We start from the raw sequence: 23,845 nt of genomic DNA on the forward strand, positions 1-23,845 counted from the left end.
TAAATGAGTGGGCCAATATACACAGGTTGGTCTGCTTTATTTAAGGTTATCAATAACTATTCAGCTCACGTTCCTGGCGCGTCAGGCGACCTCGTCGGGATCATCGACGGACGCCAATATCGTGCCTTCATGCCCTGTCTGGCCGCCGGGCTTGCGATCACCGACAGCCCGTTCCAGGGCATCGTCAACGTAGATATGGCTGACGGACAAGTTGCTTGATGAGAGGATTGCCGAATGGCGTACCTATTTCAGAATCAGCAGGTTGGCGAGCCTCGCCTGAGACCTACTGAATAGTTACTTAGCTATTTTCTAGCGGAGGATAACAATGGAGTTGCCCATTCATCCCCAATAATTAATCGCTTTCAACGCCTATGGCGTTCCGTTTATTGATTAAGGGTTGGCTGACGTCAAGTAGTTCATGGAAACAGTGGCTTACTGTGCGATCCGTCGTTTCAATTAGATAGTCTGCTTGACGATAGTCGGCATCACGCTCGGTTAGAATGCGAGTAAGATCTTCTAAAGCACGATCATAATTGTTTCCCTCAAGAGGGCGCATATCTCCTGCTGCCATCAGGCGACGCATAAGCTCATCCGGAGCAGCCTTAAGCCACACCGTGTAGAAATTGCTAATTAAACGCTGAAATGTCTCAGCCTCGGTAACTAAGCCTCCACCAACTTCTAGTACTGACAAGGGGTGCTCTTCAATAACCCACTCAAGGGCTTCACGCTCTAGACGCCGGTAGGTGCGTTGACCACCCAGCTCTAAGACTTCGCCAACTTTCATGCCTCCTTGCGCTTCAATGACCTGGCTCAGGCGAATAAAAGGAAGGCCAAGCTCTGTTGATAATAACTCACCAAGTGTTGTTTTCCCGCCAAAACGGATCCCAATCAGTGCAATGCCTGAGTGACACTCGCGTTCGGGTTTGAAGTGCTCAACAAGTAGTTGGTGTGCTTCCTCTAACTGGGAGGGCGATAGGCGCTGCAAATAATCGTTGAGGGAGGTCGGAAGAGCTGGCTGACCATTGGTCGGTAATAGCCCATGGACGGGTACGACCATCGCTTGAGCAAGCCGCATGAGCAGATCGAGCGAGATATTAGCCTTACCGGTTTCAATCTGAGCCAAGTACCGCTCTGAGATGCCTGATTGGTCAGAAAGGTGTTTCCGTGTAATACCACGGCGAGCGCGGTAAGCACGCACGCGTTCGCCGATAGATGCAGCATAATTAGGCTGTACCTTGTCATTTTCAACATCACGTGCGGTCTTTTCTGGTTTCATCAAAGGGCTCATTTTACTTTGTAAAAGTTGCATAGAGCTTGGTAGGAAGAGTTCAGCAACTGCGAACCAAGCTAAGCATATAGTTAGCATTATAATGCATGCTTTTTTTTGATCAATATCGGGAAAAGTTATGGCGAGGCATTTAATCAAATAAATGTTTAATAAACAGAAGTTTAAGTAATTTTATTTGTATTTTAATAGAAAATATACGTTATTTTATTAGGTGTTGAGACTAAAGTCGGGTTCATAAATGCGCTAAAGTGGAATTATAGTGCATAAAAATAAGAGCTTCTTACCTTTCATGCATTAAATGTCCGGTGCGAAAGAAGCGTGGAGCTTCTCCGCGAGGCGTAGGTCGTCGAGGCTGCATTTCACACTAATAAGACCAATGAAGTGAGTATCAATATGAAAATGAAATCGTTAGTAAAAAGCATAGCAATGGTGGCTCTAGCTGGCAGCATGCTGGCACAAGCTGTACAAGCTCGTGATCTACGCTTGGCACCCGGTGTTCCTCCCGCTCACCCTGCTCATACACCTCTCTATACAGAGTTTTTAAATACATTAGCAGAAGAGTCTGATGGCCGACTTGGTGGTCAGATCATGGGAACCGAAATTGCCTCCCTGGGCAATATGCGGACGGCGATTCGTAGCGGTCTAGTTGAGGCTGGTCTTTTGCTGCCTGCCTATTTTCCTGCAGACCTACCCAACTTCAACCTAGTCGGTGACCAAGGCTTGATTGGTACCAACTCCTTGGCCATGAACGGGGCGGTTACCGAATACATTGCTACGTGTGGTGATTGTCAGGAAGAGTTTTCTGAGCTGGGTATTGTTTATACCAGCACCCACACAACAGATGTTTACCATCTGATGACGAATAAGCCGGTGACCACCGTTGAGGATTTACGCGGCATGCGCATGCGTGTGGGCGGCCCTCAGTGGTCGCGCTGGCTTGAGTATATGGAGGGCACACCTGTCAGCACCCCTGTAGGAGAGACCTTTGAGGCGCTATCTCAGGGTGTGATTGAGGGCTCCATTGGCTCTTCAGCGGATATCATCTCTTTCCGTCTTGAAGATGCCATTGACTATCTAACTTACATCGGGCTTGGCACTTTCCATAGTACGACTTCTCACGCGATTGGCCAAACAGTGTGGAACTCTTTGTCTCCCGAGGACCGTAAAGCCGTCGCGCGGGCCTCCACCCGAGCGAGTGCACTCGCCACTAAGCGCTGGGCCTATGAAATGCCTGCGGAAGCTGATCAGGTCGCACGTGATAACGGTATTGAAATTCTTGAAGCTAGTGAAGAGTTGGTGGAAGAAACACAGCGTTTTGCTGAAGAGGACCTCGTCTATGCCGCTGAACAGGCCGAGAGCCGCTATGGAGTCAGCGATGCAACCGCCAAGCTAGAGCGTTTTCAGGGGTTGGTTGAAAAATGGAACGTTATCGTCGAAGAGCTGGATGAAGATCCAGAAGCTATCGCTGGTGCTATCAATCAGGAAGTTTGGGAGAAGGTAGATTTCACTACCTATGGCAACTGAGTTGGTATTTCCCCAAGGCCTCTTTTAGCGGTCTTGGGGCTCTTCCTCAAGTATAGGAGGCTATTGCATGGCCTGTATATATCGACTGGTGAATCGCGCTTCCATGGGGCTTGGGCTGCTGGGTACTGTTGCAATTATGCTGATGATGATCCATGTCACTCTGGACATTATTTTTCGCTCCACCATATCGATGTCGATGCCCGCAACGCTAGAGATGGTTACGCGTTATTACTTAATTACGTTGGCTTTACTTCCCCTTGCCTGGGTCGAGTGGCGTAACCAGATGATCACTGTTGAGGCCCTAGAGAGCCTAATGCACCCCATGCTAATACGCCTATCGGATGTCCTGGTATCACTGCTTTCGGCAGGTGTATATCTCGTATTGATGGTTGCCACTTGGGGTAAAGCTATGGAGCAATTCCAGATCGGCTCCTACGTTATGTCACTAAATTTCCCTATGCCTGTCTGGCCTACCTACTTTGTATTACCACTATCGTTTTGCCTGGCTGCGATTGTTTGCCTAATACGCATTCCTTTGCTGGCTAGCGGAGCGTCTTATCCTATCGATTCGCAAGAAGGGTAGTTCCATGTCTGTTGAAATTGGCTTCTACGGAATCGCGGCACTGCTTGTCTTACTGGCCTTACGCGTCCCAGTTGCGTTGTCGATGATTGTTGTGTCGTTGGTGGGTATTACAGTGATGTTTGGCTGGAGTACGGCTATCGGCATGCTGTCTTCTACGCCGTATGAATTCATCGCTAAATGGACGCTTAGTGCGGTGCCAATGTTTCTTTTGATGGGGTTCGTATGCTTCCACACGGGGCTTACCAGTGGCCTATTTAATGCAGCTAAAGTGGTTTTCCGCTGGTTACCTGGTGGGGTGGCAATCTCAAGCATTTTTGCCAGTTCCGGCTTTGCTGCCGTCAGTGGGTCAAGCGTGGCATGTGCTGCCGCTATGGGCCGTATCGCCATTCCTGAAATGGTCAAAGGTGGTTACAAACCAAGCTTTGCCTGCGGCACGATTGCTGCTGGTGGCACCATCGGTGCGCTAATCCCGCCGAGCATCCTAATGATCGTTTATGGGGTCTTTGCCCAGGTATCTATTACCCAGGTGTTTCTGGGGGGAATCTCCATTGGGCTGCTGACAGCCATTAGTTACAGCATTGTGATCCTCGTGGTCAGTTGGTTACGTCCTGATATCGTGCCACGTAAAGCTACAGATGCACGAAATATCAGTGCAAAGCAGGCACTGATTGAGATTTGGCCTGTTATGGCGTTGGGGCTGCTCGTGTTTGGTGGACTTTTTTCGGGCTTCTTTACGGCGACAGAAGCTGGGGCTGTGGGAGCAGCTGGCGCAATACTCATTGGGCTGATTCTTCGTCGGTTGGATCGGAAGGCGATGAAGGCCGCTCTACTTGAGACGCTCTCGACCACGTCGGCACTTTTGATCATTGGGGTAGGGGCAAGCATGTTCACCCTATTTCTTAGCCTGAGTGGCCTAGCGGGATATATCACCGGCGCTGTTACAGGTTGGGAGCCATCGTATCTTCAACTGATGCTGGTCGTGGTGCTGATTTATCTGTTCCTTGGATTATTTATGGAGCCCTTCGGTGCCATGCTGGTGACCTTGCCAGTGCTATTGCCTGTTTTCGAGCTCTACGATGTGAGCCTCATTTGGTTTGGTGTGCTGCTGGTCAAATTGCTCGAAATTGGCATGATCACTCCACCGGTCGGTATGAACATTTTTGTTATCAAAGGCGTAGCGGGTCAGTACGCCTCTTTGGTAGATATTTTCAAGGGCGTCACGACGTTTTTAATCGCAGATATTGTCGTGGTTGCCTTGGTGATCTTCTTTCCGGAGATCGTGCTGTTTCTGACCGGAAGCTAATGAATAGGAGGTGGTTGTGAGCAAGGTAGTTGATGTTCATACGGCAGTGGGCATGATCAAGCATGACGATACGTTAGTGTGGACCACGGCGGGGCTCAGTGGCTTTGCGGAAGAGGTGGCAGCCGCTCTTGAAGCCCGGTTTTTAGATACGGGTGCTCCTCGCAATCTGACAGTAGCGCATAGCTGTGGTTGTGGTGATGGCAAGAATAAAGGCATGAGCCACCTGGGCTATGAGGGCTTGGTCAAGCGGCTGATCAGTGGCCACACCGGTATGGCACCGCGCATGGTAGAGCTAGTGCTTGATAATAAGATAGAGGCTTATTTGCTACCGCAGGGCGTAATGGCCCATCTATGGCGACATATTGCCGGTAAAAAACCGGGAGTGATTTCGAAAGTAGGCCTGGGGACCTTTATCGATCCCCGGCTCGAGGGCGCCAAGGCCAATAGCGTCACTACCGAAGACCTTGTAAAACTTATTGAGCTAGAAGGTGAGGAGTGGTTGATGTACCGCACCTTCCCAGTTGATGTCGCTGTGATTCGTGCCACCACTGCGGATGAGCGAGGCAATTTAACTCTTGAGCGGGAAGCGCTCTTTCTTGAACAGCTCTCGATGGCTCAGGCGGCTAAAAATAGCGGTGGCATTGTTATCGCTCAGGTGGAGTATCTGGCGCAGGCTGGCACCTTACACCCCCAGAAAGTCAAAATTCCGGCCGATTTGGTCGATTACGTGGTAGTGGCTAAGCCAGAAAATCATACGCAGACGATGGCAACCTCTTTCAACCCGGCGCTTTCGGGCGATCTCAAGATGCCGTTGGGGGGTATCAGGCCGATGCCGCTTGACCCGCGCAAGATCATTGCTCGGCGCGCTGCCATGGAGCTGGTGCCGGGGGCCATCGTCAATCTAGGCATCGGAATGCCCGAGGGTGTCGCCAGTGTGGCAGCTGAGGAATGCGTCAGTGACCTGATGACCTTAACCACTGAGCTCGGCACCTATGGCGGCGTGCCTGCTAGTGGTGGGGACTTCGCCACTGCCTATAACGCTGAAGCGATTATCGATCATGGCTACCAGTTCGATTTCTATGACGGTGGTGGCTTAGACGTATGTTTTTTGGGACTCGCCCAGACCGACCATGAGGGCAACCTCAACGTCAGCAAGTTCGGCAAGAAGGTTGTAGGCCCCGGTGGGTTCATCAATATCAGTCAAAACGCTCGCAAGGTTGTTTTCTGCGGCACTTTCACTAATGGCAGTAAGGTTGAGATCGTCGATGACCGCGTCGTTATCCGCGAGGAAGGCAGTCGCCAAAAGTTTGTGGATCGCGTTGATCAGATCACTTTCAGCGGCCGCTATGCCCAAGAAGTAGGCAAGCTGGTGCTATATATCACCGAACGCTGCGTCTTCGAACTCATTGATGGCGAGATTACGCTGACGGAAATCGCACCGGGCATTGATATCCAGCGCGATATTTTCAGCGCAATGGAGTTTACCCCGAAGGTCTCGCCCGATCTGAAAGAAATGCCTACCGAACTGTTCAAAGAGCAGTGGGGCGGGCTGCGCGAAAACCTGCTGGGTAGATGAACCACACATTATCGTTTGCCTCCACCGAAGGCGAGCGGTACTCGGTCGTTACGATAGGAGACCTCGATGTTCAAGAATGCATTTATTCCCTACGGTGGCTATTACAGCAGCCCTTTTTGCAAGTGGCAGGGTAGTTTGGCCAACAGCAATTCGATCGAATTAGGTGCCGCGACTAGCAAACGCTGGCTAGCTGAGAGGGGAATCGACCCAGCGATCTTCGACTATCTGTATCTCGGTGCTTCGGTAGGCCAGAAAGCCATTTTCTACGGTGCGCCTTGGGCGGCAGCCATGATGGGGGCTCCCCAGATACCGGGGCAGAATATCACCCAGGCATGTGCCACCGCGACCACGGCAGTCTTCAACGCCGCAGCGGCGGTGGAGACGGGCAGCCTGCAAAGCACTTACTGTCTACTTACTGATCGTACCTCGAATGCGCCGCATACTATTTGGCCCAACCCCAACGGGCCGGGCGGCGAGGTGATCGCCGAAAACTGGAACATGGATAATATTAACGCCGATCCTTCCACCGGAAAGGACATGTTGACGACGGCGGAAAACGTCGCGCGCGAGTATGGTTTTACTCGCGAGCAGGCTGATAATTTGACGCTGCGCCGCTATGAGCAGTACAGCGAAGCGCTAGCTAATGACCGCGCTTTCCAAAAGCGCTATATGTTCCCGGTTGAAGTGCCCATCTCGCGTAAAGAGACCAAGTTGGTTGAGGAAGACGAAGGGGTTATGACAACCAGCGCCGAGGGCTTAGCAAAGCTGCGTACCGTACAACCCGAAGGAATTCATACGTTTGGCTCCCAGACCCACCCGGGAGACGGCAATGCCGGGATTATCGTCACCACTCGCGAGCGAGCGGCAGAAATGAGTACGGACGCCAAGCTGGCGGTGCAGATCCTGGCCTATGGTTATGCCCGTACCAAAGCGGCTCATATGCCAATGGCTCCAGCTTCGGCTGCTCAAAAAGCACTCGACCTAGCTGGACTAACCATCGACCAGATCACCACGATCAAGAATCACAGCCCGTTTATTGTTAATGACCTGCACTTAGCCAAGGCACTTGGCTTGGATGCCATGCAGTTCAACAACTACGGTACCTCGTTGGTATTTGGTCACCCTCAGGGCCCGACGCTGGCACGGCTATTGATTGAGGCAATCGAGGAAACCGTGCTCAAAGGCGGTGGCTACGCCTTGGTGACCGGCTGTGCTGCCGGAGATTCTGCCGCGGCGCTGGTCGTAAAAGTTGGATGAGTACTCGCAGGAGGTAGTGGATAGGAATACGCAAGCAATGTATTGGGAACGGAGTGCTTAGTGAAAGCTAACACAGCTAGCACTTTTCTGGGGCTACCCCATTTTTGGCTCATTAAAATATTGAGTCTTTTAACATCATAAAAACAATCTGGAGTATGGACAGTATGACAATTAAAAACAGGCTTGCATTAGCCGTAGCAGTTGCTTCAATGTCTTCTCAAGCTTACGCCCTTGAAATTGGTGAAGTTGACGGAACAACGTTTAGCATTGGCGGTTATGTTAAAGCTGAAGGGATTTTCAACAACCCTGATGGGGGAGATAACTCTTTTGATGGATCTGCTCGTCAGTCACGACTTAATTTCGAAATCGACAGTGAGGTTCAAGGCCATGATGTGACGGCCTTTGTGGAGGGAGATTTCTGGGATAATGCCACAGATACGACTGACAGTAGTTACGCCATGCGTCTGCGTCATGCTTTTATCCAGGTCGACAATCTGACGCTTGGCCAGACGTGGAATGGCCAGTTCTTCGCCACTGCGCCATTTGATGTCGAGATTTTGGATTTCTACGGTACAGGAATCGGTAGCATTGCTGGTAGTGGGGCCGTCGTTCGGCCGGATCTCGTCTTGCACTATACGACTGGTGGTCTGCGCTTCAGTTTCCAGGATCCGCTCTACAGTGATGCTGACATGCCGGACATGGTGGCATCCTATACATACCGAACCGAGGCCGGGCATGGGTTTAATGTTGCCGTCACCGGCCGGGAAGTCGAAACGGGCGTCAATGATTCAGAGTTTGGCGCTGCGATCTCCCTGGCGGGTAAGCTCAACTTTGGTGACACCTCTCTTGCCCTGAGTGGCTATACAGGGGAGGGTAATAATGTGTCCTCCGGGTGGGGGTTTAACGGCGCGTCAGCTCCGGGACCCACCATTGCGTCTAAAGGTGAGGTCGACTCGTCCGGTGATCTGGTTAGCACGACAGGATTTTCTGCTGGTATCAGTCACAGGTTCACCGATCAGCTTCGTGGCAATATTCGCTATGGGCAGGTGACAGCTGATGAAGTAGCGACAACTGTAGATGACGATACGCTTCAGGTAACCAACGTTAATCTAATTTATACCTATTTGCCTAATTTGGACATTGGGGTCGAGTGGCGTGATCGTAACGCGCTTACGATGCCTCTTCGCCCAGGCGGACAGCAAGTAGAGCTGATGGCAATGTATAAGTTCTAATGACATGACGGCTAGATAAATCCTTTTCTCGTTTTGAACTTTTGAACGGCGAGTCATTAGGCGACGTAGCGCTTTATGATTCGCTTTTTTACGTGTATGTATTTTGTCTGGTGAAGTTTTTGCGCATTCCTATACTGGATTCTTGTTTGTATGGAACCTTGCATCTGGGGGGCTTTCCTTTTGGAGATGAGTTTATGAGGTTGCATGAAAAAGTAGCAGTAGTCACTGGCTCTGGACGCGGACTTGGTGCTGCTATGGCTGAGCGGCTGGCCGACGAGGGCGCGAGGATCGTGGTAGTGGACATCGACGGTGAGGCTGCACGGCAAGTGTCTGAATCACTTACTAAGCAGGGCCACGATAACCTGGCAATAGCTTGCAACGTAGCTGATCGTGCCCAGGTCTCAGCCCTTTTTCGGCAAGTGACAGATCACTTTGGGCGTTTGGATGTGCTGGTCAACAACGCCGGTATCACCCGGGATGCCGCTTTCCTCACAATGACTGACGATCAGTGGAATCAAGTGATAGATGTTAATCTGACTTCAATGTTTATCTGCACTCAGGAGGCGGCTCGTTATATGGTGGAGCAGCAGTCAGGGCGCATTGTCTGCATTAGCTCGCTTTCAGGTAACGAGGGGAACTTCGGCCAAGCCAACTACTCAGCGGCCAAGGCCGGAGTGATCGGCTTCGTCAAGAGTCTGAGTAAGGAGCTTGCTCGCAAGGGAGTGCTGATCAATGCCGTCTCACCGGGCTTCATCGAGTCCGAGATGACCGCTCAGGTCCCCGAAAAGGTTCGCGATAAGTTGATCGCGCGGGTTCCACAGGGGCGTGGAGGTCTGCCGGAGGAGGTGGCCAGTGTGGTGGCTTTCCTGGCCTCAGATGATGCTGCCTATGTCAATGGCCAGACGTTGAACGTTAATGGCGGGATGTATGTGTAGGGGCTCATTCCAGGTGCCGATGGTGCGAGTATCTGCGGTGCGTAGTTTAGTGACTCAGCTGTGGCGTTTACTGGAAAAAGAGCGGGTAGCCGCTCGCAGTTTTAAACGCTGGGAGATCTATCTCGGGCTGTGTTTGCCTTGGGCTCTGTGATAGATCCGCTGCAGGGTTTCACGAAAGTGCTGAAGCGTGTCCTCGTCGAGCTCACTGAAGATCTCGTTCTCGATATTGGCGATCACATCGTTGCAGGTATGCAGCAGGAGGTTTCCTTCCTCAGTAAGGCTAATGGCGAGGAGCCGTCGGTTCTCGGCGTTAGCCTCTCGGAGAATCAGGCCTCGTTTTTCAAGCTGGGTGAGGATAGGGCCCATGGTCTGAGGGGTGACAAAGAAGTGGCGTGACAGCTCTGCGGAGGATAGGCCGCTGTAACGCTTGATCACCGATAGCACAGTGTATTGCAGCGAGGTAAGACCATGCTCCTTGAGTGCTGGGTCGATCCAGGAGTTGCGGATAATGTTAGTGGTCTGGGCCAGCAGGTAGGTGGTATTCCTTCTCGGACTGTGTTTTAGCTTAACGGCAGCATTTTTCATAGGACGTTTCCCTTGCTCGTTATTGGCAGGCTAGGCACAAGTGTGCACGATCATTTTTGATGATTATATATCATAAGGCTTGCGTATATAAGGCGGGGTTAAGAATTATCTATGAATAGCTGTCTGTAGGGACAGGGACTCTCGACCACCGACAAGCACAGGTTTTGGGAGCCAGGGTTGAGAAGGGAAGGGGCAACCCCTCCCCCGAGGCATTATTTCAGGTTGAGATTATACAGGGTGCAGCAGTTGCACTCGAAGAGATTCTTGCGCTGCTCCTCTGTCAGCCAGTCGATCTCTTCAATAACGGGCTTGAGGTGGTCAAAGTCTCGACCGCTGACCGGGTCTCTAGCGCTACCGGTGCCGGGCTTTTCGGTACCGAAAAGCACATTGTCGGTTCCCACCACCTTGAATAAGAACTCCAGAGCCTCCTTAGAGTAATTGCAAGTATCGAAGTGCAGCTTCTTAAGCTTTTCATCGAAGCTTTGTTCTTCTCCCTTACGTACGTTCCAGGCCCGGAAGCGCCCCATCTGGTAGGGAATAGCGCCCCCGCCATGTGGAATGACTATCTTCAGCTTGGGGAAGCGCTCGAAGGTGTCGGATGTCAGCAGAGAGATGACCGCAGTACTCTCCTCGTTGATAAACTTCAGCGTATAGCTCTCGCGGGGCTGGCAGCTGCCGGCGGAGTGAATCAGTGCTGGCACATCAAGCTCCACCATTTTCTCGTAGAGGGGATCCCAAAAGGGGTCGCCGAGGCCGGGAGGGGGTAGCTCATCCCCCTCGGTGGGATCCGGGTTGATCAAGCAGCCGACAAAGCCGAGCTCCTTGACGCAACGTTCGAGCTCGGCCACGACGCGCACCGAAGGGCATTCATGGCGGTGCTGGGGCAGGCCAGCGACGCCGCGGAAGCGCTCCGGAAACATCTCGACCAGCCGGTAGATGACATCGTTGACGTGGCGATTCCAGAGTTCCGACACGATGGCTGGCTTGAGGGAGTGCAGCTGCAGATAGGGGCGTGGCGAGATCAGCTGAATGTCGGTGCCCACGGAGTCCATGATCTTCAGCAGCGCTTCGCCCGAGGCGCGAATCGAGGCATCGGGAATCTTCGGATTCCCCGACGGGTTCCCGCGTCCGCCGACCAACTCTGTGAAGTACTTGTAGCTCTCTTGAGGCATGACGATATGGGCATGAGAGTCGATGATCATGGTTATTCTCCTTCAGGAATGATGGCGATAATTTCGATCTGTAGGTACAGGGGGCCGGGAAGCTCGGCCAGCTGGATATGACGTGCCGGCCGGTCATCCGGATCGGGAAAATGTTTCAGCCAAGTCTCGTTGATCAGCTCGCGGATGGCGTTGTCTCGAACGTAGATGGCCATCTTGCCGATGTGAGCCAGGCTGGTTCCGGCGGCATCGACAAGGGACTGCAGATGGGCGAACACCAGCTCCACCTGGCGCGAAGCCGTGTCAGCAGGCTGGCCGGTATCGGGCTCGATGCCCGAGATGGCGGATGAGAACAGCAGATTGCCGACTCGGGCGGCACCGGGAATCGGTGCACTGTGGCCGAACCCGGGAATCGAGATACTGCGTTTGCCAGTCATGGCGGACCCTCCTTTTGTTGTTGATGGGTAGCTGGCGGGTGAGACATTGGTCTCTTCCGCAAACGCTTCAGGGACCGATGGACGTTCCGGCTGCCCTGCTTCAACCAAGGTCGAAAACCTGGTTGGCTATGGGGCTATCCTTGCTAGTCTCCCCAAGCTTTTTCTCTCAGCAGGTTATGAAAGACCGGCTTTTCCGGGCTTGGTGTTAATCGTCAAGAACGTCTTGACAAAACGTCTGGCCGGTCACACGATGTATGTAAGGTTCCCTGATAAAGAAAAGAAAAGCAACCCCGACGACTTGTGGAATGTCAGTTTCCCCTGCAGCCGGGGACTGGGAAGCCAACCTCCCGGATATTCGACCGAGGAGCCGACAGAGCCCAGCGGGTAAATAAGGACAAAAGGAGAATAACGATGCCTATGACTCAGCAAGACAACGACCGTCTGACACGCGTCGAGAATGGCGCCCCCATGGGGAAAATGCTTCGCCAGTGGCACTGGCTGCCTGCTGTACCTTCCCTCTCTCTCGAAGCCGGGGGAGCACCGATTCGTGTTCGTCTGCTCGGTGAGAACTATGTGATCTTTCGTTCAGATGACGGCCGGGTTGCCTGCTTCGACGAGCAGTGCCCGCACCGCAAGGCCTCGCTGGCGGTAGCCCGCAATGAGGATAATGCGCTGACATGCCTGTTCCATGGTTGGAAGTTCAGCGTAACCGGCGAGATGATCGAGGCGCCAAATCACACCGGTGACCAGGTCAGCTTCTGTCAGAAAGTGAAATTCAACAGCTATAAGATCCAGGAGGCCGGTGGCATCGTATGGGTATGGCTGGGTGAGGGTGAGACTCCCCCCGCCTTTCCGGAGTTGCCCTTTACCGCGCTGCCCGAGAATCAGCGGGCCGTGGCCTGCCAAGAAATTCCCACCAACTGGGTGCAGGGCGTCGAGGCTTCCATGGATACCTCTCATGTGGGGGTGCTGCACTCCTCTTCCACCGAGCTGACGTCCGGCAAGTCACAACGCATGCACATGACCAAGGTGCGGGCACCGCGCCTCGAGTTCGAGGAGGTGACTTACGGTTTTCGCTACGCTGCTCTGCGCCCCATCGGAGAAGATGAGCAATATGTGCGGGTCAACAACTTTGTGATGCCTTGGTACGGCATCATCTGCCCACCCGAAGAAGATGGGCCGGGCACCGTCTTCTTCAGCGTGCCCGTGGATGATACCCATCACCGCGCCTGGTTCGTCCACTTCAATACCAGTCGCCCGCTAGGGGTGACACCGTTCACCATCGGCTCCGATCTGATGGACTTCCCTCCGCTGCCGCCCGGCGATGGGACCAACAACTGGGGGCAGGATCGCGGCGTGATGGCGCGAGGCCACTTCACCGGCTTCCCCCAGCATTTCGGTACCGAAGACTTTGCCATCTTTCTGGGCCAGGGACCCATCGTGGACCGTACCACCGAGCAGCTCTGTTCTGCCGATGGCGCCGTGCTGCGTGTGCGCAATCTGCTGCTGCGTGCCGCTCAGGACCATGAGAGCGGCAAGCCGGCATTCTCCAGCAAGGAGCTGAAATACGCCAAGATCCGTTCCGTCGGCGGCATCATCCCCGAGGGACAGGATTGGCGAGTCTTGGTGGACAGCGAGTGACGCGCCCGGACGTTATGGATGTACGCCGGCCCACCCACGCGGTTGGCCGGATTACAGGAGAGAGCCAGATAATGCGTACCAACATGTTTTATGAAGAGCGCGAGCTCCATGACGTCAGGCGCCTACTGTATCCCGCGTCTATCGCGGTAGTAGGGGTGTCCGACAGCGAGCGGTCATTTGGCAATTTCGTGCTGTCCAATCTGGCGAGTTTCGACTACGCCGGTGAGCTCCACCTGGTAAGCCGCTCCACGGCTGAAGTGCAAGGGCGCGCCTGTGTCGCCTCCATCGATGATCTGCCGGAAGGCATCGACGTTGCTGTGCTGACGGTGCCGGCTTCGGTGGTGGTCGAGTCGGTGCGAGCTTGCGGACGTCGCGGTATCGCGGCGGCGGTGGTGTTTGCCTCGGGTTTCTCCGAGGCTGGCGAAGAGGGTGAGCGTCAACAGGCCGAGCTGGCCCAGGCCGCCGAGGAGGGGGGCGTGATGGTGGTGGGGCCCAACTGCATGGGGCTCAGCAACTTGGCCGATGGCATTCCACTGACCTTCGAGCCGCAGATGCTCGGGTCGGAATACACTGTCAAGTTGCGTCAGGAGGCTCGCCCGGGCGTGGCGGTCGTCGCCCAGAGCGGTGCCATGTCCAACAACCTGCGCGATGCCCTGATTGCCAATGGTCTGCCGGTCATGTACGCCATCTCCACCGGGAACGAGGCGGTGCTGAGTATCGAGGATCACCTGGCCCATCTGGTCGACGAGCCGCGGGTCGGCATCATCACCCTTTATGTGGAGCAGGTGCGCTATCCGGAGCTGTTCCTCGCCCAGGTGGCGCGAGCCCGCGAGGCGGGCAAGCCCATCGTCATGTTGATGCCCGGTCGCAGCGCCCGTGCCAGGGATGCGGTGCAGTCTCACACCGGGGCCCTGGCCGGTAACCATGCGGCGGCCTGCGTTCGACTGCGTGGCGAGGGGGTGCTGCTGGTGGATACCCTGGATGAGCTGTTCGATGTGACCGCCATCCTGCACAAGTTTCCCGAGCCGTCGGCTGCCCCTCCGGCTCTTCTCACCAACTCCGGGGCGATCAAGAACTGTGCTTTGGATCTGGGCGAGGATATCGGCCTGACTTTTCCGGGCTTCTCCCCCAGCACCATAGCGGGTCTCGAGACCATCCTGCCCTCCTATGCCGTGGCGGAGAATCCGCTGGACTTCACCACCATCAGTGCTAAGGATCCGCAAGCCTACACCCGACTGTGCAATGTGGTAGTGGATGATCAGGGTGTCGGTGGCGTGATGGTAGCGATGATGGGTGGCCCGCGGGTCGGCCAGCTCGACAAGGCCAAACATCTGGTGCCTGCCATCGCCCAGTGCACCAAGCCTTCTGCGTTGATCATCCTGGGCGACCAGACGGAGCTGATTCCGGAATTCCGTCAGGCCATCGAGGAAAGTGGAGTGCCCTTCTTCCGTTCCGTGGATCGGGCAGTGCGCGCCTTCGCTCGCGTAGAGCGGTATGGCCGCAGTATGCGGCGCAAGCGGGTCGAGTCGTCCCGACGCCAGTTGCCTAGCTTGCCGAGTAGTGGGCTGCATGCCGAGTACCAGTGCAAGCAGTGGCTCTCCGCTATGGGAATCAGCTTCCCGAGTGGACGCCTGGCCACCAGCGTCGATGAAGCGGCGGATATCGCCAGGCAGGTCGGGTATCCCGTAGTGATCAAGGCGCAATCAGCTGACTTGCCTCACAAGTCGGATGTGGGGGGCGTGGTGGTAGGCCTGGCCGATGAAGAAGCACTCCGTCATGGCTGGGATTGCCTGCAATCTGCCGTCGCGACGGCCCGGCCGGACCTGACCCTGGACGGCGTGCTGGTAGAAGCCATGGGACGCGGTGGGGTCGAACTGATCGTCGGGGCGCGGCGCGACCCCCAGTGGGGGCCGGTGGTGATGGTTGGCTTGGGGGGCGTATGGATCGAGGCGCTCAAGGATGTGCGCCTGCTGCCTGCCGATTCAGAACTGGCCGATATCTCGCAAGAGATCCTCTCCCTCAAGGGGGCGGCCCTGCTGACTGGGCTGCGTGGCAGCGAGCCGGTGGATATCACCGCCATTGCCGAGGTGGTCTCCCGAGTCGGGGAGGTCATGCAAAGCTGCCCAGAGGTCGAAGAGGTCGATATTAACCCCTTGGTGGCCTATCCCGACGGCGTCGTGGCGCTGGACGCGCTGGTAGTGACCAGCCCGCAACAACTAGGTGAGAGCTAATTATGAGACTGGAATTCACACCGAAAGAAGAGGCCTTTCGCCAGGAGGTCAGGCAGTTCGTCAAAGATGAACTGGACTCGGCCATCAAGGCCAAGGTCGAAAGAGGTCTGCGTTTGGAGAAGGCCGACTATGTGGCCTGGTATACCAAGCTCTTTGATAAGGGCTGGATCACCCCGGGCTGGCCGGAAGAGGAGGGCGGCCCGGGGTGGACGCCGATCCAGAAGTACCTGTTCGATGAAGAGACACTGCTGGGGGGCGCGCCGCGAATCATTGCCAGCGGCATCAACATGCTGGGACCGGTGCTGATCGCCTTCGGCACCCCAAAGCAGAAAGACCAGTACCTGCCGGCCATTCGGCGCAGCGAGAGTTGGTGGGCTCAGGGCTTTTCCGAGCCGGGTGCCGGCTCGGATCTGGCTTCCATGCGTACCACTGCCGTGCGCGATGGCGACCATTACATTGTCAATGGCCACAAGGTTTGGACCTCTTACGCGCACTTCTGCGACAAGTTGTTCTGCCTGGTTAAGACCGACAAAGACGCTAAACCCCAGGAAGGCATCTCTTTCCTGTTAATGGACCTGGATACCCCGGGCATCGAAGTCCGCCCGATCAAGCTCTATGAGGGCGGCAACGACCTCAACGAAGTCTATCTGGACAACGTGCGGGTGCCGGTGGAGAACCTGATCGGCGAGGAGAACAAGGGTTGGACCTATGCCAAGTATCTGTTGGGACACGAGCGTACCGGCATCGCCGGCATCGGCGCCTCCAAGCAGCAATTGTTACGGGTTAAGCGCCTTATCAAGGAGCAAGGCATGGCTGGCGACTCTCACTTCCAGCGCAGAGTCACCGAACTGGAAATCGAATTGATTGCTCTGGAAGCCACCGGCCTGCGCATCCTCGGCGCGAACCAGACCTTCAATGCGCAGGGGGCCGAAGCCTCGATGCTCAAGGTCCGTGGTACCGAACTGCGCCAGGATATCTTCGAATTGCTCTACGAAGTGGCCGGTCCGGCCGTCATCCCCTTCTCGGAAGAGGCCATGCGGCTGGAGGGAGTGGATCCCTTGATCGGGGATGACGAGCGCTCTTCACTGGCAGCCAATTTTCTGGATTCCCGCAAGCTGTCCATCTACGGCGGCACCAACGAGGTGCAGCGCAACGTCACCTCCAAGATGTTGCTGCAAGGTTAGGAGACCACCATGGATTTCTCGATTAGCGAAGAGCAGCTGCAGCTGCGTGATGCGGTGAAGAGGTTCTGCGACGGCGAATATCCGCCGGAAATGCGCGGACAGCAGGTGAGTGCCGACATGCGCCGTGAACGCTGGGGGATGATGGCCGAGCTGGGCCTGATCGGCCTGGCCGTCAGTGAGACATGTGGCGGTAGCGACCTGGGCATGGTGGAACAGATGGGTGTGCTTGAGGAGCTGGGGCGCTGCCTGAGCCCTGAGCCCTATCTTTCCACGGCTGTTATATCAGGCAGCCTTATAAATGCCTTGGGAACCTCCGAACAGCAACAGCGGTGGCTGGCGCCCATCGCCATGGGGCAGCTCCGCGTGGCGTTTGCCTTGGACGAGCCTCGGGAACGCTATGCCTATCAGGCCAGCTTGATGGAGTGCCGCTTGACCCTTGAAGGAGAAGACTATCGCCTTAGTGGCGAGAAAAGCCTGGTGCTGGATGGCGCCGACGCCGATGCCTATGTAGTGGCGGCCCAACATGACGGTGCCCTTCAGCTGCTGGTGGTGCCTGCCGATGCCGTGGGACTGACCCGGACCACCGGGTCCACCCTGGATTCCCGGGAGATCGCCACGCTGTGCTTCGCGGATGTACTCATTTCTTCCGGCCAGGTGCTCGCCGAGGGAGAAAGGGCCGAATGTGCTCTCCAGGCGGTGCTGGATCGCACCTCAGCGGCACTGTGCGCAGAGTCCGTGGGAGCCATGACCGAGCTGGTGGAGCAAACCCGCGAGTTTCTCAAGGTCCGCAAGCAGTTCGGCGCTGTGCTGGGCAAGTTCCAGGTGCTTCAGCACCGTTTCGTCGACATGGTAATCGCCTTGGAACAGTCACGTTCCATGGCGGCGGTGGCCGCCATGGCAGTGGATGAGGCGGATGCCGAGAAGAGCCGAAAGCTAGTCTCCGCTGCCCGAGTGAGCGTGGCGCGGGCCGCCCGGCTGATCTCCAAGGAGGCGGTGCAAATGCACGGTGCCATGGGCATGACCGACGAGTGTCAGGTGGGTCACTACGTCAAGCGGCTGATGGTGGCAGAGCGCCTGTTCGGCGATATCTCTCATCAACTGCAAAATTTCGCAAAAAGCACCGCCACGGCGGCGTAATCATCACGATACCTCTATGACGACAAGCAAGGAGTCAGTGCATGAACAACCTTACAACCGAATCTCTCGATGGCAATCTCAAGAACACTCTCCAAGACAAGGTGATCCTGGTGACCGGTGCCGGCAATGGCATCGGCCGCGCCATCGCCCACTACTGTGCCGCTCAGGGGGCTAAGGTGGTGGTCAACGACTTCGGCACCAGCCTGACCGGTGACAAGGAAGATTCCAGCCCTGCCGAGGCGGTGGTCAACGAAATCAAGGAAGCCGGTGGCATGGCCGTGGCTAATCAGGACAGCGTATCCGACCCGGAAGGTGCACAGCGTATGGTGGATCTGGGAGTAGAGACCTGGGGGCGCATCGACGGGGTGGTCAATAATGCGGGTGTGCTGCGCGACAAGATTTTCCACAAGATGAGCCTGGGTGACTGGAAGCTGGTCATCGACACGCACCTCAACGGCTCCTTCTATACATCCATCGCCGCGGCTCAACACTTCAAGGCCCAGGGCTCCGGTGCCTTCGTGCACATGACCTCTCCGACCGGGGTGGTCGGCATGCTGGGCCAGGCCAACTATGGTGCCGCCAAATCCGGCATCATCGGTCTCTCCAAGGCCATTGCTCTGGACATGAAACGTGCCGGTGTGCGTTCCAACACGGTCTCCCCTTCTGCCTTTACCCGTATGCTCGACAATATCGTGGCCGAGACCCCAGAGCAGAAAGCGCGACTTGCCAAGGCTAAGCTCAATACCCCCGAGAAGGTTGCGCCGCTGATCGCCTATCTGCTGTCCGACCTGGCCGAAGGTATCACTGGACAGATCTTCGGTGTACGCCGCAACGAGCTGATGCTGTTCAACCAGATTCGTCCAGTTCGCTCCGTGTCCTACGGCGATGGCTGGACCCAGGAGGCGATCCACGACAGCGCCATGCCGTCCATGAAGCGTTTCTTCACGTCGCTGGACGGAGGTGAGTACTTCGCTTGGGACTCCATGTAACAGCAGGAGCTGGCCGAGGGCATGCTCTCGGCCCGTCCGCAACGATACGACAAGGACAATATTATGCCGATCAATCGCGATTTCCTGATCAACTGGGATATGGAGCCGGTAGTTCAGCGCTACACGGACAAGGATTCCATGCTGTTTGCCCTGAGCCTGGGGCTGGGAATGGATCCGCAGGATCCCCAGCAGCTGCAGTACATCTATGAGGATGGTCTCAAGGCCTTCCCCATCATGCCGGTGGTGCTCTGCTCGCCCCAGGGCTGGGCGGTACATCCCGAGGCGGGGCTCAATTATCGCATGATGGTTCATAGCGAGCAGCGTCTGAAGATCCACCAGCCGCTGCCTCCCGCCGGCACCCTGCGGGCGGTGACCCGGGTCGATGATGTCATCGACAAGGGGGAGGGCCGCGGTGCCATCCTCTATCTCAGCCGTGATATCCATGATGACGAGAGTGGCGAACTGTTGGCTACGGTGAGCGGCACCGCCTTTGCCCGTGGCGATGGTGGCTTCGGAGGCCCGAAGGGACCGATGATCGAGCCGCACAAGCTGCCGGAAGGACCGGCTGACTACCGCCTGGAAACCACGACGTCGCCTCAGATGGCGCTGCTGTATCGTCTCAATGGCGACCGTAACCCCATCCATGCCTCGCCGGAAATCGCCCGAAGCGCCAAGTTTCCACGCCCGATTCTACACGGCCTGGCCACCTACGGGGTCGCCGCCAACCTGCTGATCAACGAGTTTGCCGGTGGCGATCCGTCCCGTCTCAAGGAGTACAACGCGCGCTTCTCGGCGCCATTTTTCCCCGGCGAGACGCTGACAGTCGAAGCCTGGAAGCAGGGAGATGAAATTTCCTTTCGCGCTTTCGTCGCCGAGCGTGACGCAGTGGTTCTCAACAACGGCTATGCGGTGCTGACATCATGACTCTCAATGGCAAGGCATACATCGTAGGTGCCTATGAGCACCCCACCCGCCGAGCAGACGATATCTCGGTGGCACGACTCCACGCCGAAGTGGCCAAGGGTGCCCTGGAGGATGCGGGTCTGAGTAAGTCGGATATCGACGGCTACTTCTGTGCCGGAGACGCGCCGGGGCTCGGTGCCACCAGCATGGTCGAGTATCTGGGTCTCAATGTTCGCCATGTGGATACCACGGAGTGTGGCGGTTCGGCCCCCATCCTGCATGTGGCCCACGCCGCCGAAGCCATCGCCGCGGGGCGCTGCAATATCGCTCTGGTGACCCTGGCCGGTCGCCCGCGTGCTGCCGGTGCTTCGCTGGTGCTCAAGGCCCCTGATCCAGATGCTCCGGATCTGCCCTTCGAGCTGCCCTTCGGTCCGGCGACCCAGAACCTCTATGCCATGGTGGCGCGCCGCCACATGCATGAGTTCGGCACCACCAGTGAACAGCTGGCCTGGATCAAGGTGGCGGCCTCCCAGCACGCCCAGCACAACCCCCATGCCATGCTGCGCAACCCGGTGACCGTGGAGGAGGTGGTCAACTCACCGATGATCTCCGATCCGCTGCATCGCCTGGATTGCTGTGTCATGAGCGATGGCGGCGGTGCCGTGATCGTAGCCCGCCCCGAGATCGCCGCTCAACTCAGGCGTCCCGCGGTCAAGGTGATGGGCGCTGGCGAGGCCCAGAAGGATGGCCAGGCGGGGCAGATCGACCTGACCTATTCGGCGGCGGCTTGGTCCGGTCCAGCAGCCTTCGAGATGGCAGGCGTCACCCCGGGAGATATCAAGTACGCCTCCCTCTATGACAGCTTCACCATTACCGTGCTGATTCAGCTCGAGGACTTGGGCTTCTGCATCAAGGGCGAGGGAGGCCGCTTTGTGGCTGATGGCAACCTGATCTCGGGACACGGGCGGCTGCCTTTCAATACCGACGGTGGTGGCCTGTGCAACAACCATCCGGCCAATCGTGGCGGCATGACCAAGATCATCGAGGCGGTACGCCAGCTGCGCGGTGAAGCCGCATCGGCCGTGCAGGTACCTAACTGTGACTTGGCGATCGCCAGTGGCATAGGTGGGGCGCTGGCCTCACGCCACACCGCAGGCACCATTATTCTGGGGAGGGAGTGAGATGGCAGACGTGAAAAAAGCAAGACCCGAGCCCAAGCCTCCACAGATGGATGTGGAAGCCTTCTGGACCGCCGCCGAGCGGGAAGAGCTGTTGATCAAGGAGTGCCAGGACTGCGGTGAGCCGCACTTCTACCCACGTATGGTCTGTCCGCACTGTCTCAGTGACCGCGTCGAGTGGAAGGCGGTCAGCGGGCGGGGCGAGATCTACTCCTACAGCACCCTGATGCGCAAGGGCCAACCCGGTCACACCATTGCCTTTGTGCGGCTGGAGGAGGGGGTGACCCTGATGAGCAACATCGTAGATGCCGATCCTCAGGGCCTCTCCATCGGCCAACCGGTACGGGCCGTCTTCCGCAAGCTCAAGGAAGATGGCCCCACATTGCCGCTGTTCATCCCGGTATGACGACTATGCGATTGCCTTCATGACTCACTGTGGAGCCTGACATGCTAAAGACTAACCACCATTACGGCGCTCTCTCGCGCTTCACCGTGATCGACGCCAGCCGCGTACGAGCGGGCCCCACCGCCATTCGTCTTTTCGCCGATATGGGAGCACGGGTGATCAAACTCGAAATTCCCGACGGAGCTCCAGGGGGGGACGACATGATCGGTGCCCGGAACCATGACCGGGCGGATTTCGAGAATCTGCATCGTAACAAGGAGAGCCTGACCCTCAACCTCAAGACCGAGGAGGGTAAGGCAATTTTCAACGACCTGATCCGCGAGGCGGATGTGTTCATCGAGAACTATCGCCCCGACGTCAAGCATAAGCTGGGCATCGACTATGAGTCGCTGAAACAGATCAACCCGCGGCTGGTCTACGCCAGCATTTCCGGTTTTGGCCAGGATGGCCCCTACAGCAAGCGCCCCGGTTTTGACTCCATCGCCCAAGGGATGGGGGGGCTGATGTCGATCACCGGGGAGCCTGGCCGAGGTCCGATGCGTGTGGGTATCCCGCTGGCGGACCTCTGCGCCGGTCACTTCTGTTCCCAGGGTATCCTGGCGGCACTGCTTGAACGTGAGGTGTCCGGCGAAGGGCAGTGGGTGCAGACCAACCTGCTGGAATCTCAAATCGCCATGCTGGACTTTCAGGCTGCCAAGTGGCTGATCGATGGCCATGTGCCTGACCAGAACGGTAACGAGCATCCTATCACCGTGCCTACGGGGGTCTATGCCACCCGCGACGGTTACCTGAATCTGGCTGCCATCGGCCAGACCATGTGGGTGCGCCTGTGCGCTGTGCTAGGGGTGCCGGAGCTGGTCGAGGAACCAGGGCTTGAGACCGATGCGATGCGGGTGAAGAACCGTGACCGAGTCAGCGAAGCGATCAGTGAGCTGTTTCGTCAGCGTGCCACTGATGAGTGGATTGATGCCCTCAACGAGGCGGGTGTGCCCTGCGGCCCCATCTACGCTGTCGACAAGATGTTCGAGGATGAACAGGTCAAGCACCTGGACGTAACCTGGGATATTGACCATCCCGAGCGCGGCACCTTGGAAGTCATCAATACGCCCATTCGCATGTCTCGCTTCCCACGTCCTGAGAAGGCTCGCCCGGCACCCGAGAAGGGGGAACACACGGACCGCATCCTAGTGGAATTGGGAATTTCGCCGTCGCAGATCGACGAGCTTAAAAAGCGCCACATCGTGTGAGGTGGCCAGTTTCAAATATCAACAACAGACAGGAGTATCGCCCATGGCAACGTTAACAGCGGCATTCGGCACTTCCCACAGCATCATGCTGACATCACGCAAGGAAGACTGGCAATACGGCTTCAAGGCGGTGGATCCCCGCAACCCACATTACTTCGATCGCGAAGGTAACCACCGTACCTATGAGGAGCTGCTTGCGGTTGCACCTAGCGACTCTGAGGAAATGGTGACCCCGGAGCTGATGGCCGGACGTTTCGATGCGGCCGATGCGGCGATGAACCAGCTCAGGGAACGGATTGCCAATGCCAAGCTTGATGTACTGCTAGTGGCTGGTGACGATCAGACCGAGCTGTTCAAGATGACCAACATGCCGGCGATCGCCATCTACTATGGCGAGACGATTCGCAACGCCAAGCGCGAGGATTTGAGCGAAGAGGACAGCTGGTATCGCCATGCGCGGGCCCAACGCCAGGAGCCTGATGAAGATGTGCACTATCCGGTGGACAGTGAGCTCGCCGAATGGCTCATTCGCAGCCTTTCCGACAAGGAATTCGACATCGCTGCCCTATCCGGCCTAGATGAAGATCAGTTCGAGGGGCATGCTTTCTCCTTTCCTCACCGTCGCTATCTCTCCCATGCCAGGCTGCCCGTCGTGCCGATCATGGTGAACACATTCGATCCACCCAACCAGCCCACGGCCAAGCGCTGTGTGGCACTAGGTCGTGCCCTGCGCGAACTGATCAAAGAATACCCGAAGGATCTCAAGGTGGGGATCATGGCCTCCGGTGGCCTGTCCCACTTTGTGGTTGATGAGGAGTTTGACCATCAGCTGATTGAAGCCTTTCGTAATAGCGATCTGGACTTTCTGGCCTCGATCGATCCTCGGCGTCTCAAGGCCGGCAGTTCGGAGATCCGGAACTGGATCGTGGTGGCAGCGGCATCTACCGACCTGCAACTGGACTGGGCAGAATATGTGCCTGGGTACCGTACCCCGGCACTGACGGGTACGGGCTTGTGCTTCGCTAGCTGGAAACCTACGAGCTAAATAT

Annotated in this window: 21 protein-coding genes; 17 read left to right on the forward strand and 4 right to left on the reverse strand. The window is 56.5% G+C overall.

The features are described 5' to 3' along the window. Window positions 1-352: 352 nt before the first annotated feature. On the reverse strand, window positions 353-1,276 hold the full coding sequence (locus tag HZS80_RS01650; protein WP_179914952.1) for a helix-turn-helix transcriptional regulator: 924 nt from the start codon (window positions 1,274-1,276) through the stop codon (window positions 353-355). Window positions 1,277-1,681: 405 nt separating this feature from the next. Here HZS80_RS01650 and HZS80_RS01655 point away from each other — a divergent pair, with 405 nt between their 5' ends. The 7 genes from HZS80_RS01655 to fabG all read left to right on the forward strand — a co-directional run bounded on the left by HZS80_RS01655 (window position 1,682) and on the right by fabG (window position 9,698). Next, window positions 1,682-2,812, forward strand: coding sequence for a C4-dicarboxylate TRAP transporter substrate-binding protein (locus HZS80_RS01655; RefSeq protein ID WP_179914953.1), 1,131 nt, complete (start codon window positions 1,682-1,684; stop codon window positions 2,810-2,812). Between the two features lie 67 nt (window positions 2,813-2,879). Further along, the gene (locus tag HZS80_RS01660) at window positions 2,880-3,395 is read left to right on the forward strand and encodes a TRAP transporter small permease (protein WP_179914954.1); all 516 of its coding nucleotides are present in this window, start codon (window positions 2,880-2,882) and stop codon (window positions 3,393-3,395) included. A gap of 4 nt (window positions 3,396-3,399) precedes the next feature. Continuing rightward, entirely contained in the window at window positions 3,400-4,698 is a 1,299-nt protein-coding gene (locus HZS80_RS01665) for a TRAP transporter large permease (protein ID WP_179914955.1), read from the forward strand. A gap of 16 nt (window positions 4,699-4,714) precedes the next feature. After that, window positions 4,715-6,274, forward strand: coding sequence for an acyl CoA:acetate/3-ketoacid CoA transferase (locus HZS80_RS01670; protein WP_179914956.1), 1,560 nt, complete (start codon window positions 4,715-4,717; stop codon window positions 6,272-6,274). Between the two features lie 66 nt (window positions 6,275-6,340). Then, window positions 6,341-7,531, forward strand: coding sequence for a thiolase family protein (locus tag HZS80_RS01675; protein WP_179914957.1), 1,191 nt, complete (start codon window positions 6,341-6,343; stop codon window positions 7,529-7,531). A gap of 164 nt (window positions 7,532-7,695) precedes the next feature. Next, complete coding sequence (locus tag HZS80_RS01680; RefSeq protein WP_179914958.1) at window positions 7,696-8,763, forward strand: hypothetical protein; 1,068 nt, start codon at window positions 7,696-7,698, stop codon at window positions 8,761-8,763. A 194-nt stretch (window positions 8,764-8,957) separates the two neighbouring features. Continuing rightward, window positions 8,958-9,698: a 3-oxoacyl-ACP reductase FabG gene (gene fabG, locus HZS80_RS01685; RefSeq protein WP_179914959.1), complete on the forward strand. Its 741-nt coding sequence runs from the start codon at window positions 8,958-8,960 to the stop codon at window positions 9,696-9,698. A 117-nt stretch (window positions 9,699-9,815) separates the two neighbouring features. On the opposite strand, the gene HZS80_RS01690 is transcribed toward fabG, so the two are convergent. The 3 genes from HZS80_RS01690 to HZS80_RS01700 form a co-directional block, all read right to left on the reverse strand. Then, the gene (locus HZS80_RS01690; RefSeq protein ID WP_179914960.1) at window positions 9,816-10,283 is read right to left on the reverse strand and encodes a MarR family winged helix-turn-helix transcriptional regulator; all 468 of its coding nucleotides are present in this window, start codon (window positions 10,281-10,283) and stop codon (window positions 9,816-9,818) included. A 212-nt stretch (window positions 10,284-10,495) separates the two neighbouring features. Next, window positions 10,496-11,485: an amidohydrolase family protein gene (locus HZS80_RS01695; protein ID WP_179914961.1), complete on the reverse strand. Its 990-nt coding sequence runs from the start codon at window positions 11,483-11,485 to the stop codon at window positions 10,496-10,498. Window positions 11,486-11,487: 2 nt separating this feature from the next. Further along, a complete protein-coding gene (locus tag HZS80_RS01700) occupies window positions 11,488-11,880 on the reverse strand; it encodes a RidA family protein (RefSeq protein WP_179914962.1) in 393 nt (130 codons plus the stop codon). Between the two features lie 411 nt (window positions 11,881-12,291). On the opposite strand from HZS80_RS01700, the gene HZS80_RS01705 reads away from it, so the two are divergent. The 10 genes from HZS80_RS01705 to HZS80_RS01750 all read left to right on the forward strand — a co-directional run bounded on the left by HZS80_RS01705 (window position 12,292) and on the right by HZS80_RS01750 (window position 23,841). Next, entirely contained in the window at window positions 12,292-13,521 is a 1,230-nt protein-coding gene (locus HZS80_RS01705) for a Rieske 2Fe-2S domain-containing protein (protein WP_179914963.1), read from the forward strand. A 71-nt stretch (window positions 13,522-13,592) separates the two neighbouring features. Continuing rightward, a complete protein-coding gene (locus tag HZS80_RS01710) occupies window positions 13,593-15,752 on the forward strand; it encodes an acetate--CoA ligase family protein (protein ID WP_218927540.1) in 2,160 nt (719 codons plus the stop codon). A gap of 2 nt (window positions 15,753-15,754) precedes the next feature. After that, window positions 15,755-16,936: an acyl-CoA dehydrogenase family protein gene (locus HZS80_RS01715; RefSeq protein WP_179914964.1), complete on the forward strand. Its 1,182-nt coding sequence runs from the start codon at window positions 15,755-15,757 to the stop codon at window positions 16,934-16,936. 9 nt (window positions 16,937-16,945) lie between these two features. Beyond that, window positions 16,946-18,073 (forward strand): acyl-CoA dehydrogenase family protein, encoded by a 1,128-nt coding sequence (locus tag HZS80_RS01720; protein WP_179914965.1) that lies wholly within the window; start codon window positions 16,946-16,948, stop codon window positions 18,071-18,073. Between the two features lie 41 nt (window positions 18,074-18,114). Then, the gene (locus tag HZS80_RS01725) at window positions 18,115-19,062 is read left to right on the forward strand and encodes an SDR family oxidoreductase (RefSeq protein WP_179914966.1); all 948 of its coding nucleotides are present in this window, start codon (window positions 18,115-18,117) and stop codon (window positions 19,060-19,062) included. Between the two features lie 63 nt (window positions 19,063-19,125). Next, the gene (locus tag HZS80_RS01730) at window positions 19,126-19,986 is read left to right on the forward strand and encodes a MaoC family dehydratase (RefSeq protein WP_179914967.1); all 861 of its coding nucleotides are present in this window, start codon (window positions 19,126-19,128) and stop codon (window positions 19,984-19,986) included. Next, a complete protein-coding gene (locus HZS80_RS01735) occupies window positions 19,983-21,146 on the forward strand; it encodes a thiolase domain-containing protein (protein ID WP_179914968.1) in 1,164 nt (387 codons plus the stop codon). Before HZS80_RS01730 ends, HZS80_RS01735 begins: the two co-directional genes overlap by 4 nt. A gap of 1 nt (window position 21,147) precedes the next feature. Beyond that, on the forward strand, window positions 21,148-21,549 hold the full coding sequence (locus tag HZS80_RS01740) for a Zn-ribbon domain-containing OB-fold protein (RefSeq protein WP_179914969.1): 402 nt from the start codon (window positions 21,148-21,150) through the stop codon (window positions 21,547-21,549). A gap of 41 nt (window positions 21,550-21,590) precedes the next feature. Then, window positions 21,591-22,796: a CaiB/BaiF CoA transferase family protein gene (locus HZS80_RS01745; RefSeq protein WP_179914970.1), complete on the forward strand. Its 1,206-nt coding sequence runs from the start codon at window positions 21,591-21,593 to the stop codon at window positions 22,794-22,796. A gap of 43 nt (window positions 22,797-22,839) precedes the next feature. Further along, complete coding sequence (locus HZS80_RS01750) at window positions 22,840-23,841, forward strand: DODA-type extradiol aromatic ring-opening family dioxygenase (RefSeq protein ID WP_179914971.1); 1,002 nt, start codon at window positions 22,840-22,842, stop codon at window positions 23,839-23,841. The last annotated feature ends 4 nt before the right edge of the window (window positions 23,842-23,845 follow it).

It is taken from the genome of Vreelandella glaciei (genome assembly GCF_013415125.1).
Lineage (GTDB): Bacteria > Pseudomonadota > Gammaproteobacteria > Pseudomonadales > Halomonadaceae > Vreelandella > Vreelandella glaciei.